This is a genomic window from Streptomyces sp. NPDC055815 (assembly GCF_053616475.1).
Genome location: NZ_JBSHDU010000025.1, coordinates 88,157 through 103,276, shown reverse-complemented (window position 1 = coordinate 103,276; position 15,120 = coordinate 88,157). Strand labels below are relative to the sequence as shown.

At 74.0% G+C, this 15,120-nt stretch carries 15 protein-coding genes and 1 pseudogene; 8 read left to right on the top strand and 8 right to left on the bottom strand.

Features of this window, described 5'->3' with window-relative positions; all coding sequences use genetic code 11:
• The first annotated feature begins 149 nt into the window (after positions 1-149).
• On the top strand, positions 150-2,564 hold the full coding sequence (locus ACWGN5_RS18215) for a SpoIIE family protein phosphatase (protein ID WP_453516175.1): 2,415 nt from the start codon (positions 150-152) through the stop codon (positions 2,562-2,564).
• 232 nt (positions 2,565-2,796) lie between these two features.
• On the opposite strand, the pseudogene ACWGN5_RS18210 reads toward ACWGN5_RS18215, so the two are convergent.
• A pseudogene (locus ACWGN5_RS18210) lies at positions 2,797-3,258 on the bottom strand (SRPBCC family protein); the annotation flags it as partial.
• A gap of 151 nt (positions 3,259-3,409) precedes the next feature.
• Here ACWGN5_RS18210 and ACWGN5_RS18205 point away from each other — a divergent pair.
• The 4 genes from ACWGN5_RS18205 (at position 3,410) to ACWGN5_RS18190 (ending at position 5,836) form a co-directional block, all read left to right on the top strand.
• Positions 3,410-3,607: a hypothetical protein gene (locus ACWGN5_RS18205; RefSeq protein WP_453516172.1), complete on the top strand. Its 198-nt coding sequence runs from the start codon at positions 3,410-3,412 to the stop codon at positions 3,605-3,607.
• A gap of 120 nt (positions 3,608-3,727) precedes the next feature.
• Positions 3,728-4,288 carry a hypothetical protein gene (locus tag ACWGN5_RS18200; RefSeq protein ID WP_453516169.1) on the top strand — a complete coding sequence of 187 codons (561 nt, stop codon included), beginning with the start codon at positions 3,728-3,730 and terminating at the stop codon, positions 4,286-4,288.
• 15 nt (positions 4,289-4,303) lie between these two features.
• Positions 4,304-5,065 carry a hypothetical protein gene (locus ACWGN5_RS18195; protein WP_453516167.1) on the top strand — a complete coding sequence of 254 codons (762 nt, stop codon included), beginning with the start codon at positions 4,304-4,306 and terminating at the stop codon, positions 5,063-5,065.
• A gap of 36 nt (positions 5,066-5,101) precedes the next feature.
• The gene (locus ACWGN5_RS18190; RefSeq protein ID WP_453516165.1) at positions 5,102-5,836 is read left to right on the top strand and encodes an SOS response-associated peptidase; all 735 of its coding nucleotides are present in this window, start codon (positions 5,102-5,104) and stop codon (positions 5,834-5,836) included.
• Between the two features lie 316 nt (positions 5,837-6,152).
• On the opposite strand, the gene ACWGN5_RS18185 is transcribed toward ACWGN5_RS18190, so the two are convergent.
• The 4 genes from ACWGN5_RS18185 to ACWGN5_RS18170 form a co-directional block, all read right to left on the bottom strand.
• A complete protein-coding gene (locus ACWGN5_RS18185; RefSeq protein ID WP_453516163.1) occupies positions 6,153-7,217 on the bottom strand; it encodes an iron-containing redox enzyme family protein in 1,065 nt (354 codons plus the stop codon).
• Complete coding sequence (locus tag ACWGN5_RS18180) at positions 7,214-7,573, bottom strand: CDGSH iron-sulfur domain-containing protein (protein ID WP_453516160.1); 360 nt, start codon at positions 7,571-7,573, stop codon at positions 7,214-7,216. The genes ACWGN5_RS18185 and ACWGN5_RS18180 overlap by 4 nt, the downstream gene beginning before the upstream one ends.
• Positions 7,574-7,699: 126 nt before the next feature.
• Positions 7,700-8,404: a HemK2/MTQ2 family protein methyltransferase gene (locus ACWGN5_RS18175; RefSeq protein WP_453516157.1), complete on the bottom strand. Its 705-nt coding sequence runs from the start codon at positions 8,402-8,404 to the stop codon at positions 7,700-7,702.
• A gap of 5 nt (positions 8,405-8,409) precedes the next feature.
• Positions 8,410-9,528, bottom strand: coding sequence for a carboxylate-amine ligase (locus tag ACWGN5_RS18170; RefSeq protein WP_453516154.1), 1,119 nt, complete (start codon positions 9,526-9,528; stop codon positions 8,410-8,412).
• A 220-nt stretch (positions 9,529-9,748) separates the two neighbouring features.
• On the opposite strand from ACWGN5_RS18170, the gene ACWGN5_RS18165 reads away from it, so the two are divergent.
• Together ACWGN5_RS18165 and ACWGN5_RS18160 are read left to right on the top strand one after the other, a co-directional pair.
• On the top strand, positions 9,749-10,405 hold the full coding sequence (locus ACWGN5_RS18165) for a UdgX family uracil-DNA binding protein (protein WP_453516152.1): 657 nt from the start codon (positions 9,749-9,751) through the stop codon (positions 10,403-10,405).
• A 112-nt stretch (positions 10,406-10,517) separates the two neighbouring features.
• Positions 10,518-11,915: an FAD-dependent oxidoreductase gene (locus ACWGN5_RS18160; RefSeq protein WP_453516150.1), complete on the top strand. Its 1,398-nt coding sequence runs from the start codon at positions 10,518-10,520 to the stop codon at positions 11,913-11,915.
• Positions 11,916-11,923: 8 nt separating this feature from the next.
• On the opposite strand, the gene ACWGN5_RS18155 is transcribed toward ACWGN5_RS18160, so the two are convergent.
• The 3 genes from ACWGN5_RS18155 to ACWGN5_RS18145 form a co-directional block, all read right to left on the bottom strand.
• On the bottom strand, positions 11,924-13,054 hold the full coding sequence (locus ACWGN5_RS18155) for a PP2C family protein-serine/threonine phosphatase (RefSeq protein ID WP_453516148.1): 1,131 nt from the start codon (positions 13,052-13,054) through the stop codon (positions 11,924-11,926).
• A gap of 73 nt (positions 13,055-13,127) precedes the next feature.
• Entirely contained in the window at positions 13,128-13,700 is a 573-nt protein-coding gene (locus ACWGN5_RS18150) for an antibiotic biosynthesis monooxygenase (protein ID WP_453516145.1), read from the bottom strand.
• Between the two features lie 104 nt (positions 13,701-13,804).
• Entirely contained in the window at positions 13,805-14,329 is a 525-nt protein-coding gene (locus ACWGN5_RS18145) for a GtrA family protein (protein ID WP_453516143.1), read from the bottom strand.
• Positions 14,330-14,645: 316 nt separating this feature from the next.
• Between ACWGN5_RS18145 and ACWGN5_RS18140 the strand changes: the two genes are divergently transcribed.
• Positions 14,646-15,116 (top strand): VOC family protein, encoded by a 471-nt coding sequence (locus tag ACWGN5_RS18140; RefSeq protein ID WP_453516141.1) that lies wholly within the window; start codon positions 14,646-14,648, stop codon positions 15,114-15,116.
• The last annotated feature ends 4 nt before the right edge of the window (positions 15,117-15,120 follow it).

The window sequence follows — 15,120 nt, the reverse complement described above, 5'->3', positions numbered from 1 at the left end:
CGGCACGCACGCCGCGCCCGCTGCCGCATGCCGGTATCAGGACGGAGAGGCTCGCCGGGCGCGGCTCCGGCGTGGGAGGCCCGCCGGTGGACAGGCGTGGAAAGACGTGGACAGGCCGGGCGTGGCCCCGGCGTGGGATGCTCAATCGTATGGAGGGAGACCCCGCCCTTCCCGACACCGGCAGCGGCACGGCCCCCGAGGTCCTGGCGCTGGCCAAGGTCGTGACGAGGCTCCGTGCCGAGGTCGCCGACCTGGAGGCCGTGACCTCGATGGAGGCCGTCGTGGAGCGGGCCAAGGGCGTGCTGATGGCCCAGGCCGGCGTGTCGGCGGACGCCGCGCACCAGCTGCTGCTCGACCGGGCCGAGCAGCGGCGGGGGACCCTCCTGGAGGAGTGCTGGATCGTCCTGAGCCGGATCGTCCCGCGTTCCCCGCCGCCGACGCCGCCGGGCGGGGAGGCCGAGCAGGACGCGCCGCCGCCGGCGCCCTCGTCCTTCCGTCCGGTCGGCGACGTCCTCGACGAGCGACGGCCGGGCGGCTCCAGGGTGCTCCTGGCGCGGCTCGCCGAGGGCCTCGCCGACGCCCGTACCGCGGACGACGTGGCGGACCTCCTGCTGGCGGTCCTCGGCGACACGGAGGACGTGGACGCCGTCATGATCTACCGGTCGGCGGCCACCGGCAGCCTGCAGCTGGCGGGGCACGCGGGCGTCGACACGGAGCTCGCCGAGCAGTGGAGCCACATCCCGCCGCTCAGCGGCGTCGCGGCCCTGGAGGCGACCACCGCCCGCGAGGGGGTCTGGCTCGAAGACCCGGAGGCGGACGCCGTCGAGTACCTCCTGATCGGAGATCCGCCCGAGCGATGGCCCTCACGCGCCTGGCTCCCCGTTCCCGGAAGCCCGCCGACGACGACGGTCGTGGGCTTCTTCCGCACCCGGACGGGTGCCTTCGACCCGCACACCCGCACCCTGCTGCGGCGGGTCGTCCGGCTCTGCGGGGTCGTCCTCCGGGAGGACCGGGACCGCCACGGACCCGGCCCGCTCCAAGGGGACGTCGAGGCCGTCCAGACGATCTTCGACATCCTGCCCGGAGCGATGGTCCTGCTCACCCCGCTGCGGTCGGAGTCGGGCGAGGTGGAGGACTACCGCATCGACGCGGCGGCCCCCGAGTCCGTCGACGTGTCCGGCCGGCGCGGCAGGGAGCTGGTCGGCCGGCGCATTCTGGAGACGTACCCCACCGTGGCGGGCACCCCCGTCTGGGACGGGTACCGGGAGACGCTGACCACCGGGACGGTGTACGAGAGCGATCCCTTCACCTATGACGAGGTGACCGCGGGAGTACCCCGGCAGTCGGTGTACTCGGTCCAGGCGTCCCGGCTGGGACTCGTCGTGTCGTGGATCCGCCACGACACCAGCGAGCGCGAGACCCGCAGGCTCGCCGAACTGCAACGCCTTGGCAACCTCGGCTGGCTGGGCTGGAACCTCGTCACGGACGCGATCACCTGGTCCGACCAGGTGTACGCCGTCTTCGACCGCGACCCCGCGCTGGGCCCGATCCGGATGGAGGACCTGCCCGGGCATCTGGTGGCCGACGACGTGCCGAGGATCGCCTCCGCCGTCGAGCGACTGCTCGGCGACGGTCGGGCCGTCGACGAACCGTTCCGCGTCCCCACGCGGAAGGGATTGCGCCACCTGCGGCTCGTCGCGGAGGCCCGTACCGACGCGGACGGCGCCCCCGTCGAGGTGCACGGCTTCTTCCAGGACCTCACCGCCCTGCGCGACGTCGAACTCGCCCTCGTCGAGAGCGAGCGTGCCAACCTCGTCCAGCGCGGCATGCTCAAGGCCGAACGCGCGCTGGGCGCCCGGCTCAAGGACACGCTGCTGCCGATCCCCGAGCAGTCGCTCGAACTCGCCGGGCTGTGCGTCGACGTCGCGTACGTCCCGGCCGACACCGGCGTGAACGTCGGCGGCGACTGGTACTCCGCGATCGAACTCCCCGACAAGAGCGCCCTGTTCGTCGTCGGAGACGTGGCCGGCCACGGGCTCACGGCCGTCGGCACCATGGCGCAGCTGCGGTTCTACACCAAGGGCATGACGGTCACCGGATCCGCCCTCCCCGACGTGCTCGGCAGGCTCAACACGCTTCTGCTGCACACGGCGACGGAACGCGAGGGCGCCACCGCCACCATGGTCATGGGGCGCTACCAGCCCTGGGACCGCCGCCTCACCTGGGTGCGCGCCGGACATCTGCCGCCGCTGCTCCTGCGCGGTGGTACGGCGAGCTACCTGCCACAGCCCGAGGGCTGCCTGCTCGGCGCCGCCTTCGACAGCCAGTACGGCCAGGAGACGCTCGACCTGCTGCCCGGTGACCACCTGCTGTTCTACACGGACGGCCTCGTGGAGGAGCCGGGCGAGGACATCGAGACAGGCCTCGGACGGCTCGCCGAGACCGCCGGCCGGCTCCTCCGGGAGGGCGTGAGCGACATGCCGGCCCGCACCCTGGCCGCGCAGCGGACGGGGAACCGCGACGACATCTGCGTCCTGGACATCCACGTCCCCGACGATTCCTGATCGCCCGCGTCCTGATCGCCCGCGCCGGTGGTACGAACTCCGGTGGTACGAGCTCCGGTGGTACGAGGCGGCCGCCCGCGCCCGTTCAGACGCGCGGCTCCTCGTCGGGGTCGCTGGGCATCGGGCCGGGGTAGGGGCCGGGCCGCTCGGGCTCGCGCCGGGCGGCATCACCGGCGCTCCCGCTCATGTCCATGCCCGTGTCCGTGCCCGCCCTCGGGCCCTCGCCCGTGCTGTCGGCGGGACGCAGCCGGCCGCGCCAGCCGCCCGTCGCGTCGTCGCGGTCCTCGATGAAGTCCTTGAACCGCTGCAGATCGCCCTGGACCCGGCTCTCCAGGAAGCCGAGGGCGTCACCGGTCTTCTCGACCACGCCCTGGGGCTCCACGTCCAGCGCGAGGCTCACCCGGGTGTGCGTGTCGTCGAGGCGCTGGAAGGTGACGACACCCTTCTGCCGCACCTCGCTCCCGCCGACCGTGCGCCAGGAGATCCGCTCGTCGGGAAGCTGGTCGACGATCTCCGTGTCGAACTCCCGGGAGACGCCCGCGACCCGGGCGCGCCAGTGACAGAGGCGGTCGTCGAGCTGCTGCACCTGCTCCACGCCGTCCATGAAACGGGGGAACTCCTCGAACTGCGTCCACTGGTTGTAGACCATGCGCAGCGGGGCGTCCACCCTGATCGTCTCCTGCACCATGCTCATGGTGTCCTCCTCGTACTGCCCCCGTCCGGGTGGGTCCCTCGACGTCAGCGGCTACCCCGTATCGACGCCCTCACGCGCTTCAGGACGTCTGAGCGCCGCCCGAGCGGGTAGTCGCCGGGCCGACACAGAGACAGCACGGAGGAGGCCCCCGATGCGCGGGAGGGCCCAGGGCGGCGAACCGAGTCGGACGGGATACGACCGACTGGCGCTCACGGACGACGAGTTCAAGGCGCTGATGAGCGAGGCCCGTGCCGAGGCGCAGCGGCGCTCCCTCGACGCTCCGCGGACAGGAGAGCCCGACTTCGCCCTCAGGACCCAGCACGCGGAGTTCGGCGCGGCCGCCCACTGACCCGCCCGCCGCACCCGTACCCGCGCACCCCGCGCGGGTACGGCCGTTTCAGGCCGATGCCGCTGGGCAGCCGCCGTGGACACGGGGGCCACGGGGAGGAGAACCAAGGGAGCGAGGCCGATGTCGACAGGAACGATTCTCGCCATCGTCATACCCGTCGTGGTGGTGCTCGCGGTGATCGTGCTGGCCATCGCGCTGGACAGAAGGCGCCGGCGCCGGCTGCGCGAGCGGTTCGGACCCGAGTACGACCGTACGGTCGAGGACGCGGGAAGCCGCAGGGCCGCCGAGTACGACCTCGGCGCCCGTGAGGAGCGCCACGAGGCGCTGGACATCAAGCCGCTGTCGAGCGGGGCGCGGGAGCGCTACGCCGAGCGGTGGCGCGGGGTCCAGGAAGAGTTCGTGGACCGCCCCGAGGGCGCGGTGCACGACGCGGACAGTCTGGTGAGCTCGCTGATGCACGAGCGCGGCTATCCCACGGAGGGCTTCGAGCAGCGGACGCGGGACCTCTCGGTCGAGCACGGCCGCACCCTTGAGCACTACCGGGCGGCGCACGAGATCAACACCCTCAGCTCTTCCCAGCAGGCCACCACCGAGCAGTTGAGGGGAGCGATGGTGCACTACCGGGCCCTCTTCGACGAACTTCTCTCCGACGGCGACGCGCCGCGTCCCGACCGGACCTGACGAGGAGGGCGTGACATGCGTGAGCACGATGAGTACGACAGGCCGGAGCAGGCCGGCGGCGGGTCTGACGCGCCGCCGATGTACCCCGGTGAGAGCACCGCGATCGACGGCGGCGACCGGGACACCGGTTCGGCGGCGGAAGCGGACACGGGCAGGGGTACGGACGCCGGTACGGAGACCAGGAGCGGGGCAGGGGCGGACGTGGACGCGGAGGCGGGTGCCGGCGCCGGCACCGACACCCGCGGCGGCCTCGGCATCGGCACCCGCGGCACCGACAGCGACACCCGCGATGTCGGCACCGACACGGACGCCCGCGGCGGCCTCGGCATCGGCACCCGCGGCACCGACAGCGACACCCGCGACGTCGGCACCGACACGGACACCCGCACTGACACGGACGCCCGCACCGACACCGACACCCGCGCCGACACCCGCACCGACACGGACACGGCCCGTGACACCGGCGCCGACACCGAGCGGGCCGAAGGGGCCGGTGCCGAGGAGGAGTCCCCGCGCCTGCTGGACGCCGACGACGAGGAGACCTTCCGTACCAGCTGGCGCGAGATCCAGAGCCGGTTCGTCGACGACCCCCGCGAGGCGGTCCACGATGCCGACGCGCTCGTCACCGACGTGATCCGCAAGCTGGCCGACACCTTCGCCGACCGCAAGAAGGACCTGGAAGGCCAGTGGAGCGAGGGCGAGGACGTCGACACGGAGAGCCTGCGCATGGCCCTGCGCCAGTACCGCTCGTTCTTCAACCGGCTCCTCACCACCTGACGTGTTCGGCCGCAGGACCGTGGCAGAGTGGTTGCCATGTGCGGCCGTTACACCTCGACTCGCGGTCCTGAGGACCTGACCCGTCTCTTCCAGGTCACCGACTGGCGCCCCGCCGAGACGCTCGCGCCCAGCTGGAACGTGGCACCGACCGACGAGGTCTACGCGGTTCTCGAACGAGCCGGGCGGGACGACGGCGACGAGGTACGCCGTGAGCTGCGGGCGCTGCGTTGGGGTCTGGTGCCGTCCTGGGCGAAGGACCCCAAGGTGGGCGCCCGGATGATCAACGCCCGGGTCGAGACCGTCCACGAGAAGCCCGCCTACCGGCGGGCTTTCGCCAAGCGCCGCTGTCTCCTGCCCGCGGACGGCTTCTACGAATGGGAGCAGGTGAAGGACGAGGCGACGGGAAAGACCCGCAAGCAGCCCTACTTCATCCACCCCTCCGACGACCAGGTCATGGCCATGGCCGGTCTGTACGAGTACTGGCGCAACCCCGACGTCAAGAGCGACGACGACCCCGACGCCTGGCTGACGACCTGCACGATCATCACCACCGAGGCCACCGACGAGGCGGGCCGCGTCCACCCGCGGATGCCGCTCGCCCTCAGCCCGGACCACTACGACGCCTGGCTCGACCCCCACCACCAGGACACCGATGACCTCCGCGCCCTGCTCACCCGGCCCGCGGACGGCAGGCTCAGCACCCGGCCCGTCTCCAGTGCCGTCAACAACGTCCGCAACAACGGGGCCCACCTCCTCGACGCGGCCACCTGACCGGCCGCCGCGCCCCCTCCGCCGAGGGTTGTCCGTCACCGGACCGGGCAGATGCCTCGTACACCCACCCGGCCGAGAGGACCCCGATGACCCCCGGCAGGCGTGCCCGGCACGCCCCTCAGCTTCCGCGCGCGGGCCTGGCTCCCGGAACCTTCGTGGAAGGCCTGTTCGTGATCCACGCGCGCCGGCGCGCGGACGGGCCCTGGTGGCGTCGGTGGACGTGGCTGCGCCGGCTCGGGTGGAGACGGTCGCCGCGTGGGTCGGGCAGGTTCTCGGGCCCGGCGATGTCCTCGGCGGCCCGACGGCCGTCCGGGTCTCAGTCTCCGTAGCCGGCCGGCGACGAGGGCGCCACCGGCAGGAACGCACCGCCGTCCGAAGGAGCCCGCAGGGCGCTCTCGCCCCGGGTCCAGGCGTCCACCACGTGGCTGCCGAGCCGGTCCTCCACGAGGCCGGTCGCCGCGATGCCGAAGGCCACGTCGTGGGCGAGTTCCGGCTCGTCGTCGAGGAGCCCGGCCACAACGTCCCGGCGCACCACCTGCTCGTGCACGGCGTCGGCCTCCACGTGCTCGTCGTAGTAGCGCTCCGCCGCCGGTCCGGCCCCGGTCCTGCGCATCGCGGAGGCGATGCGGGAGGCGGCGGGTGACGAGGTCGTCTCCAGGACGGCGAAGTGACCCACGAGCGCCCCGCGCAGCCTCCGGTGCAGGCCGAACAGCGACATCAGGTTCGAGGCCGCCAGGAGTTCGGCCCCGGCGACGTCCACGTACCGCCCGTACGACGGGTCGAGACCCAGATCGGTCATGAGGTCCGCGTAGAGCCGGGAGTGCATCCGTTCCGCCCGCCCGCAGCCGTACTCGTCGTACTCGACGGCCACCATCGCCGCCTTGGCGCGGCCGCGCAGCCGGGGGACCACCCACAGGTGCGCGTCGGCCTCGCGCAGCTGGTGCACGGAACGCAGCGCGGCGTACTCGCGCAGGTGCCACAGCTCGCCCGAGGACATCAGGAAGTGCGAGACGCCGGTGCCCTCCGTCGGTTCCACGAGCAGCTGCGCCAGCGCCTCGTCCACGCCGGGGAGGTGACGGCAGTCGTGGCGCAGCGCGCTCTCGAAGCGGTGCTCCAGGAGGGCCCGGATCCTCAGCAGGTCGGGGTCCCATTCCAGGGTGTCGGGGACGTCGGCGAAGCCCCGGTAGTGGAGCTCGTAGCAGAGGTGCAGGGCGAGCTGGAGATCCTCCCCGTACGGGGAGCAGCGCGCCACGTCGGCGGCGCGGGGCAGCTGGGCGGGGCCGCCGCCGAGCAGCCGGCTCCGTACCGCGTGGGAGACCTCGCCGCGGGCCTCGGGTGCCTCGGGCCGCGTCGCGGGCTCGGTGCGCAGCAGCGTCGTCATGACGTATCCGCCTCCTCGGCAGGACCGCTCGGCGCGGCGTCCTCCGCGGCCGGCGGCTTCGCTCTCGTCTTCGCCGGGCCGGTGCGGAGCCGCAGCCGCGGTCGGTGGCTCGTGTCGCAGAACGGTGCCCGCAGGCTCCGCCGGCAGGTGCACAGGGCCATCACGGGCCGCTCGCAGCGGATGACCGAGCCGTCGGGCATGACGATCTCCGCGGGCCCCTCGACGAGCAGCGGACCTTCGGGGAGCGGCCGGAGCCGGGTCACGGGCGTCCGGGACCGGGTGTCCCACGGGCCGTCCGGTTCACCGGCCTCGGGGGGCCGCACCCGCGGGGTGCTCTCGTACGGGGAAGCAGACATCACACACCACCCATCGCATCGGACTGCGCCGGTACCGCGCGACTGCCCCGCCGCCCCGGCCCCGAATCACGGCCGGCACGAACGGTTCACGGCAAGCACGAAGGGTTCAGGGCAGGCACGCACGGATCACGCCCGGCACGCGCGGATCACGACCAGTTCCTCGGTGCGCGTGCCCGGAGGGATCAGCCCGCGTGCCGCGAACCAGTCCGCCCGGGCCGACATCACGGGGCCGAAGGGCTCGGTGCGCCGCCGGACGACACGGGCCCGCAGCCCGCCGCCCGCGAGCGCGTCCAGCGTGTCGGCGACCCCGGAGAGCGAGGACTGGACGAGGAGCAGTACCCCGGACGGCGTCAGCAGGCCCGGGGCCCGTGCGCAGACGCGGTCGAGGAGCAGACGGCCGTCGGGACCGGCGTCCCAGCTCCGCCGCGCACCGCGAGCGGGTGCCTCCGCGTCGTCGCTGGGCACGTAGGGCGGGTTCACGGTGACGAGGTCGAAGCGTTCGCGTGCCACGGGCGCGTCCAGGTCGCCGCGGAGCGCCCGGATCCGGCAGCCGTGCAGCAGGGCGTTGAGCCGGGAGGCGGCGATCGCGGCGCGCGAGATGTCGACGGCGGTGGCCCGCGCGCCGCGCAGCGCGGCGAGGACGGCGAGGACGCCCGTGCCCGTGCACAGGTCGAGCGAGCGCACCCCGGGCCACAACTCCTCGCGCCGCAACTGCGCCATCAGGAGCCGGGTGTCGGCCTGGGGCGCGTACACCCCGGGGAGCCGGCACACCCGGACGACGCCCGCGCTCCCCAGGTCGGTGTCCTGGGGGAGCGAGGCGGTGAAGGCCATGGGGATCAGCTCCTCGCCGTGGTGGCGGCGAGGGCGTCGACGACCGCGCTGAACCGGCCGTGCCGGCGGAAGACCGCACGCTGACGGGCGGCGCCGCCGCCGTCCGCGCGGATCCGCCCCGTCTGCTCGCGCACCCAGTCGGTGTCGCCGGTCGCGTCGAGCCCCGGCCGTGCGAGGGCGACCAGCTCGTCCAGGAGCACCAGGGCGGGCCGCTCCCGGCCGTCGACCGGGTCCAGGCCGAGGCCCGTGATGCCCTGGGCGGCGGCGAGCCGGTGGGCCCGGAGCAGCCGGGGGGAGGGGATCCGGGGCGCGGGGACCGAGGCCTCGACGCGGGGCAGCAGGGTGGCGGCGAGCCCGCGCACGAGGAGGGCAAGGAGGACCACGGTGTCGAGGTCCGCGTTGGCGTCGGCGACCCTGATCTCCAGGGTCGGTACGTGCTCCGAGGGCCGGGCGTGCCAGTACACCATCCGGTTGTCGAGCAGCGTGCCCTCGCGGACCAGGCGGGCGACATGGGCGAGGTACTGGGCCTCGTCGAGGACCGGGGTGGGGCCGACGGTCGGCCAGCGGGCGTGCTCGACGGCCCGCCAGCTCTGGTGGCCGGTGTCGTGCCGCCGGGCGTAGGGCGAGTTCCCGGCCAGCGCCTGGAGCACGGGCAGCCACGGCCGCATGTGCTGGGCGAGCGCGAGGGCGCGCTCGCGGTCGAGGGTTCCAACGTGGACGTGGCATCCGCAGACGAGCCCGTCGTCGCGCGCGCGTCCGTCCGCGTGGGTGACCAGGGAGGCGAAATGCCGGGCCATCAGCCGGTAGCGCTCCGTGTCCGTCACGGTCAGCGCCTCCTCCGGCGGCAGTACGGGGGTGCCGCAGGCGACCGGCATGCAGCGCACCTCACGGGCTGCCCTGCCCACCGCGGCGCGGAGCCGGGCCAGCTCGGCGCGCAGGTCCTGGCGGTCGGCCGTGGCCCGGGTGCAGATCTCGACCTGCGCGTTGAAGAACTCGGTCTGTACCTGCTCGCCGAGCTCGAGGACCGCCCGCCGGATGACGTCGGGGGCCCGGTTCACGGGGGCCCGTGTCCGACGGTCGACCAGCACGAACTCTTCCTCGACACCCATCGTCAGGATTCTCATCGCGGGCTCCTCGCCTCGGCGCGCTACTACCCGCCCTCGGGCCACCCATGCCAGGGGCTCGGCGGGCTCCGCCCCCCTTCCACCGTCGCGCATTCCGTTGCCGCGGTGAAGGGCGTTTCGGGCCAGGGCCTCCCGGGCAGACGCCCGCGCGTCAGCGGCGCGCACCGGCACACGCGCACGCGTGGACCCGCCGGGCCCGTCCGCTGCCGGGAGGTGCGCGATGGCCGGTACCGGCGAGGGGAAGGCCGCCCCCGAGGCGTACGACGCCACGCCCTACCTGCCGAGCCGCGGAGGGCTGCCGGCGCACCGGAGGGCGGCGGCGGAGTGCCGGGGCTGCCCGCTCCACCGCGACGCGACCGGGACCGTCTTCGGCCGGGGCGAGGCCGGTGCGCGGCTGATGCTGGTCGGCGAGCAGCCCGGAGACCAGGAGGACCGCGAGGGCGTGCCCTTCGTGGGGCCCGCCGGACGCCTCCTGCACCGGGCCCTGGAGGAGGCGGGGATCGCCGAGGAGGACCTGTACGTCACGAACGCGGTCAAGCACTTCAAGTTCACCCGCGACGAGACCCGGAAACGCCGCATCCACAAGGCTCCGAGCCTCCGCGAGACCCTCGCCTGCCGGCCCTGGCTGATGGCGGAACTCCGTCTCGTGGCACCCGAGTTGGTGGTCACTCTGGGGGCCACCGCGGGCCGCGCCCTGCTCGGCCCGTCGTTCCGCGTCGGCACCGACCGGGGTGTGCCGAGGCCGCTGCCGGACGCCGGGAACGGCACCCGGGTCCTCGCGACCGTCCACCCGTCGGCCGTCCTGCGGGCCCGGGACCGGGAGGAGATGTACGCGGGTCTGGTGGCCGACCTCCGCACCGCGGCGGACGCCTTGTGAGCCCCCGGCCGGATCGCTCCCTCCACCGGTTCCGCCCCGGCTGCCCGTGACTGCGCGCGGCGGCTCCGGGTAGTCGCCCGACAGGCCCGTCCGCCCGCCGGGAGGAACGATCATGCGCGGAAGCTCGTACTGGATGGAATCGGCACCGCCCGCCGACCCCCTGCCGCCCCTGGAGGGCGATCTCTCCGCGGACGTGGTCGTCGTCGGGGCGGGGATCGCAGGACTGTGGACCGCCCGTGAGCTGACCCGCGCCGGGCGGGAGGTCGTGGTTCTCGAAGCGGGCCGGATCGCCACCGGGGTCACCGGACACACCACCGGCAAGCTGACCTCCCTGCACGGGCTCTGTTACGAGCGTCTGCGCGGCAGCCAGGGAGCGGAGGCGGCCGCCCTGTACGCCGAGGCCCAGGAGGACGCCCTGCGGCAGGTGGTGCGCTTCTGCGGGGAGCTGGGCGTGGACGCGGAGATCGAGCGCCGGCCGGCGTACACGTACACCCTGGACGAGGCGGGCGCCGGGGCGATCCGGGCGGAGGCGGCGGCCGCCGCCGCGGCGGGTCTGCGGGCCACGGCCGTGACCGCCACCGACCTTCCGTACCCCGTCGTGGCAGCGGTACGGGTCGAGGACCAGGTCCAGTTCCACCCGCGTCGTTTCCTGCTCGCCGCGGCGGCCGACGTGATCGCGCTCGGCGGCCGCGTCCACGAGGGCACCCGGGTCACGGGCCTGCGGGAGGGCGCCGAGTGCCGCCTCGGCGTCGAGGGCGGCGGTACGGTCCACGCCCGGGACGTCGTGCTCGCCACCCACTTCCCGCTCCGCTGCCACTCCACCGTCCTGATGCGGCTGTCCGTGCGCCGCGAACTGGTCGTCGCCGCGCCCGTCGAGGAGCACCGGGCTCCGCACGGCATGTACCTGACGCTCGAACAGGGCATCCGCTCGGTGCGGACCGCCCCGCTCGGCGAGGGCCGGCGGCTCCTGATCGTCGCGGGAGAGGCGTTCGTGCCCGGCAGCGGGGGAGTGCGCGAAAGGTACGCGCGCCTGGAGGCCTGGGCGCGCGAGCGCCTGCCGGGCTTCGCCGACGCCCAGGAGGTCCACCGGTGGGCGGCCCAGGACGTCCACACCGCCGACGGCCTGCCCTGCGTCGGCCACGAGCACCCCGACACCCAGCACGTGTACCTCGCCACCGGCTTCGGCGGCTGGGGCCTCACCAACGGCGTCGCGGCGGGCCGCCTGCTCACCGCGCACCTGACCGGCGCCCCGCGCCCGGCCTGGACGGAACTCCTCGACCCGCGCCGCCGGCTGCCCGCCCGCGATCTCCCCGGCGTCGTCCGCCGCCAGACGACCGTGGCCCGGCATTACCTCACGGGCCTGCGTACCGGCCGCCGCTGCACCCACATGGGCTGCGAACTGGGCTTCGACGAGGCCGAGCAGACCTGGGAGTGCCCCTGCCACGGCTCCCGCTTCGCCGCCGACGGCACCGTCCTCCAGGGCCCGGCCACCCGCCCGCTGGAGGACTGATCGACCCGCTACGGGTTCGGCGCCAGCCGTTCGACCGCGACGAGGGCCGCGTCGTCGCCGAGGTGGCCGCCCGCGTAGGCCTGGAGGTCGGCACGCAGGTGGTCGAGGAGGGTCTGGGGGTCGGCCCCGGCCCAGGTGGTGAGCCGCTCGGCCAGGGGGTAGAAGGCGCGGGTGTGGTCGCGGGCCTCGACGACTCCGTCCGTGTACAGCAGGAGCACGTCGCCGACCTCGAAGGGGAAGGTCTCCACCGTGACGTCCGGGGCGAGGACGTCCGCGAGGCCCAGGGGCGGGCTCGCGTCGGCGGCGTCGAGGGGGACGACCTGTCCGTGCCGCAGGAGCAGCGGCGGCGGGTGCCCGCAGTTCACGAGGCGTACCACCGGCTCGTGGTCCGGGATGTCGAGGACGAGGGCGGTCACGAAGGCCTCGGCCGTGTCCTCGGTGCCGGCTTCCGTCGCGGCCGGGCCGTCGGTCTCCTCCGTCGTGCCGACGCCCTCCTCCAGGTGGCCGATGAGCTCCGGGAGCTCCTGTTCGCGGTGGGCCGTGACCCGGAAGGCGCCCAGGACGAGCGAGGCCTCGCTGATCGCGTCGAGGCCCTTGCCCCGGGCGTCGCCGATCAGCAGCCTGGTCCCGGACGCCGTGCGGGCCGCCGCGTACAGGTCGCCGCCCATCTGTGCCTCCTCCTCGGCCGCCAGATAGACCGAGGCGATGTGCAGCGGCCCGGCCCGGTGGGGGAGGGGGCGCAGCACGACGCTCTGGGCGGCCTGGGCGATGGAGCGCAGCCGGGTCACCCTGTCCTCGTCCCGCTCGCGCAGGTGGGCGAAGAAGGTCACGATCACGGAGATCAGGACCAGTGCGACGATCTGGTACGTGTGGTTGAGGTCCGTGATGCTGGTGCGCGCGACGGCAACCACCGACTGGGCGACGACGGCGACCGCACCCACGAAGGCCGTCATCCGCGGGCCCGCGAACGAGGCGGTCACCGCCGGCGCGGCGATCAGGAACGGCCCCAGGTGGACGTCGGGCGGCGACAGGATGTCCACCACCGTGACCGCCGCGATCAGCGCGAAGGGCGCGGCGAGGAGCAGCCGCCCGCGGGCCCGCGAGGCGCGGGGGACGAGGGCTCGCCGGCGGAGATCCATGAAAAAGGCATACCTCAGGTGGCGGGCCATGTCCTGTCGCGGGCCCTGTCTCCGCCGTGCCCCGGGGCGAGCGCTACGGGGTGAGCCAGCCGCGCAGGGCCCGGCTCACGGCGGGCATGGCCACGTACGTCATGAGCACGTTGAAGACGCAGGCGACGACGGCGCTGCTGAGCAGCACGGGGAGCGCGGTGAGGTGCGGTGTGAGGAAGAGGGTGCCGAGCACGGAGATCGGGTAGATCGCGAGCGTCGCGCTGATCGCCATCTTCCAGCGGGGCGGCGCGGGCCGGGTCGAGCCCGGCTTGGCGAACCAGGTCTCCATCCCGGTGAGCTCGCGCCGGGCGATCTCGGTGTGGTGGTGGCCCTGGCAGTCGGCGAACCAGGCGGCCCGCTCGGGGGACTCCTGCCAGGTCCGGCAGGCCTCCGCGTTCCGGAACCGGTGCACGAGGAACCAGGGGGCGTCGCCGCCGGAGGAGCGGAAGAGCCCGTACCCGAGGTGGCCGGGGAAGGTGGCCGCCGTGTCGAGGATGCCCTTCGCCCACTGCTCGAAGGAGGCTTCGTGGCCGGGCTCCACCCGGCGGGCTATCAGCAGGGTCACCTCGCCGGTGTCGGCGGGGACGGTGGTGTGCTCAAGGCCGACCGCGGTCACAGATACTCCTCGTGATCACGCCGCGCCCGCCCCCACTCTACGGGGTGGCACGTCCGCGCAGACGCGAGAGGGTGAGGACCCGCGGGGCGCGAGCCGGCGGAGGGTCAGGCGGCGCGGCAGAGGGCGGCCGGGTCGGCCGGGGCCGAGGTGCGGGCCACGGTGGCGGGCAGGGGGCCGGTGGTACGGGCGGTGGCGGCTGCCCGCGAGCGGTTGCGGGCGAAGACGACGAGGCGCAGCACCACGAACCGGGCGACACCGGTGAGGGCGGCGGCCGACAGGTAGACGGCCTGTTCGAGCAGCGCGCCGGGCGTTTCCACCAGGAGCCGCAGCGCGAGCATCGCGAGGCAGGTCACCACGTATCCGGCCGCCGCGGACCCGGCCGACTGCATGTGCTGGCGCCAGGTGGCGCGACCGCCCGCGCCGAAGGTGAAGCGGGCGTGCAGCTCGGTGGAGAGGAGCGTGGAGACCACGGTGACCAGGGCGTTGGCGAGGGCCCAGGGCATCCAGTGGCCGAGGGCCGCGACCGCGAGACCTGCGGCGATCCCCACCCCACCGCCGCAGAGCACGAAGCGGGCGAATGCGGTGAAGGCGCCGGGCGCCGCCCGCTCCCGGTTCCGTGCTGTGTCCATGATCCGCCCCCATCGATGACGTCCTCGACCGAGCGTGCGCCGCTCGTGGTGCCATCATGGCGCATCTTTGGCGTCATGGCGACCTCTTTACGGTGTCATTGATGGCGTCGGTACGGTGACGGGTGCCGAGCGGGCGCGTGCGGGGAGTCGGCGGCCACGTCGAGGGGCGCGTGCGACAAGGGCGCGGTCGCCCCTTCAGGGCAATTCGGCGCCGGGCCGCCGCGCGGCGTCGGAGCGGGGCCCGCGGGTTCGGGATATCAGTGGTCGCACGCGGCGGTCGGCGGTGATCGCCACTGTCCGGAAAGGCGGCAGCCCCGTGACCGTCCAGCCCATCCCCGAGGGATACCCGCGCGTCACCCCGTACCTCTGCGTCGACGGAGCCGCGGCGGCGATCGACTTCTACGTCTCCGTGCTCGGCGCGACGGAGCGCATGAGGATGCCGGCGCCCGAGGGCAGGATCGGCCATGCCGAGCTGGAGCTCGGGAACTCGCTCATCATGCTCGCGGACGAGTTCCCGGAGATGAACTTCCGCTCCCCGAAGGCGGTGGGCGGCACGCCCATCACCCTGCACGTGTACGTCGAGGACGTCGACTCGGTCTTCGCCGAGGCCCTCACCCGGGGCGCCAAGCAGCTGTCGCCGGTGAAGAACGAGTTCTACGGCGACCGCACCGGGCAGCTGGAAGACCCCTTCGGCCACCGCTGGAACCTCTCCACGCACGTCGAGGACGTGCCTCCGGAGGAGATGGAGAAGCGGGCCGAAGAGGCCATGCGTGCCATGGGCGACTGACGCC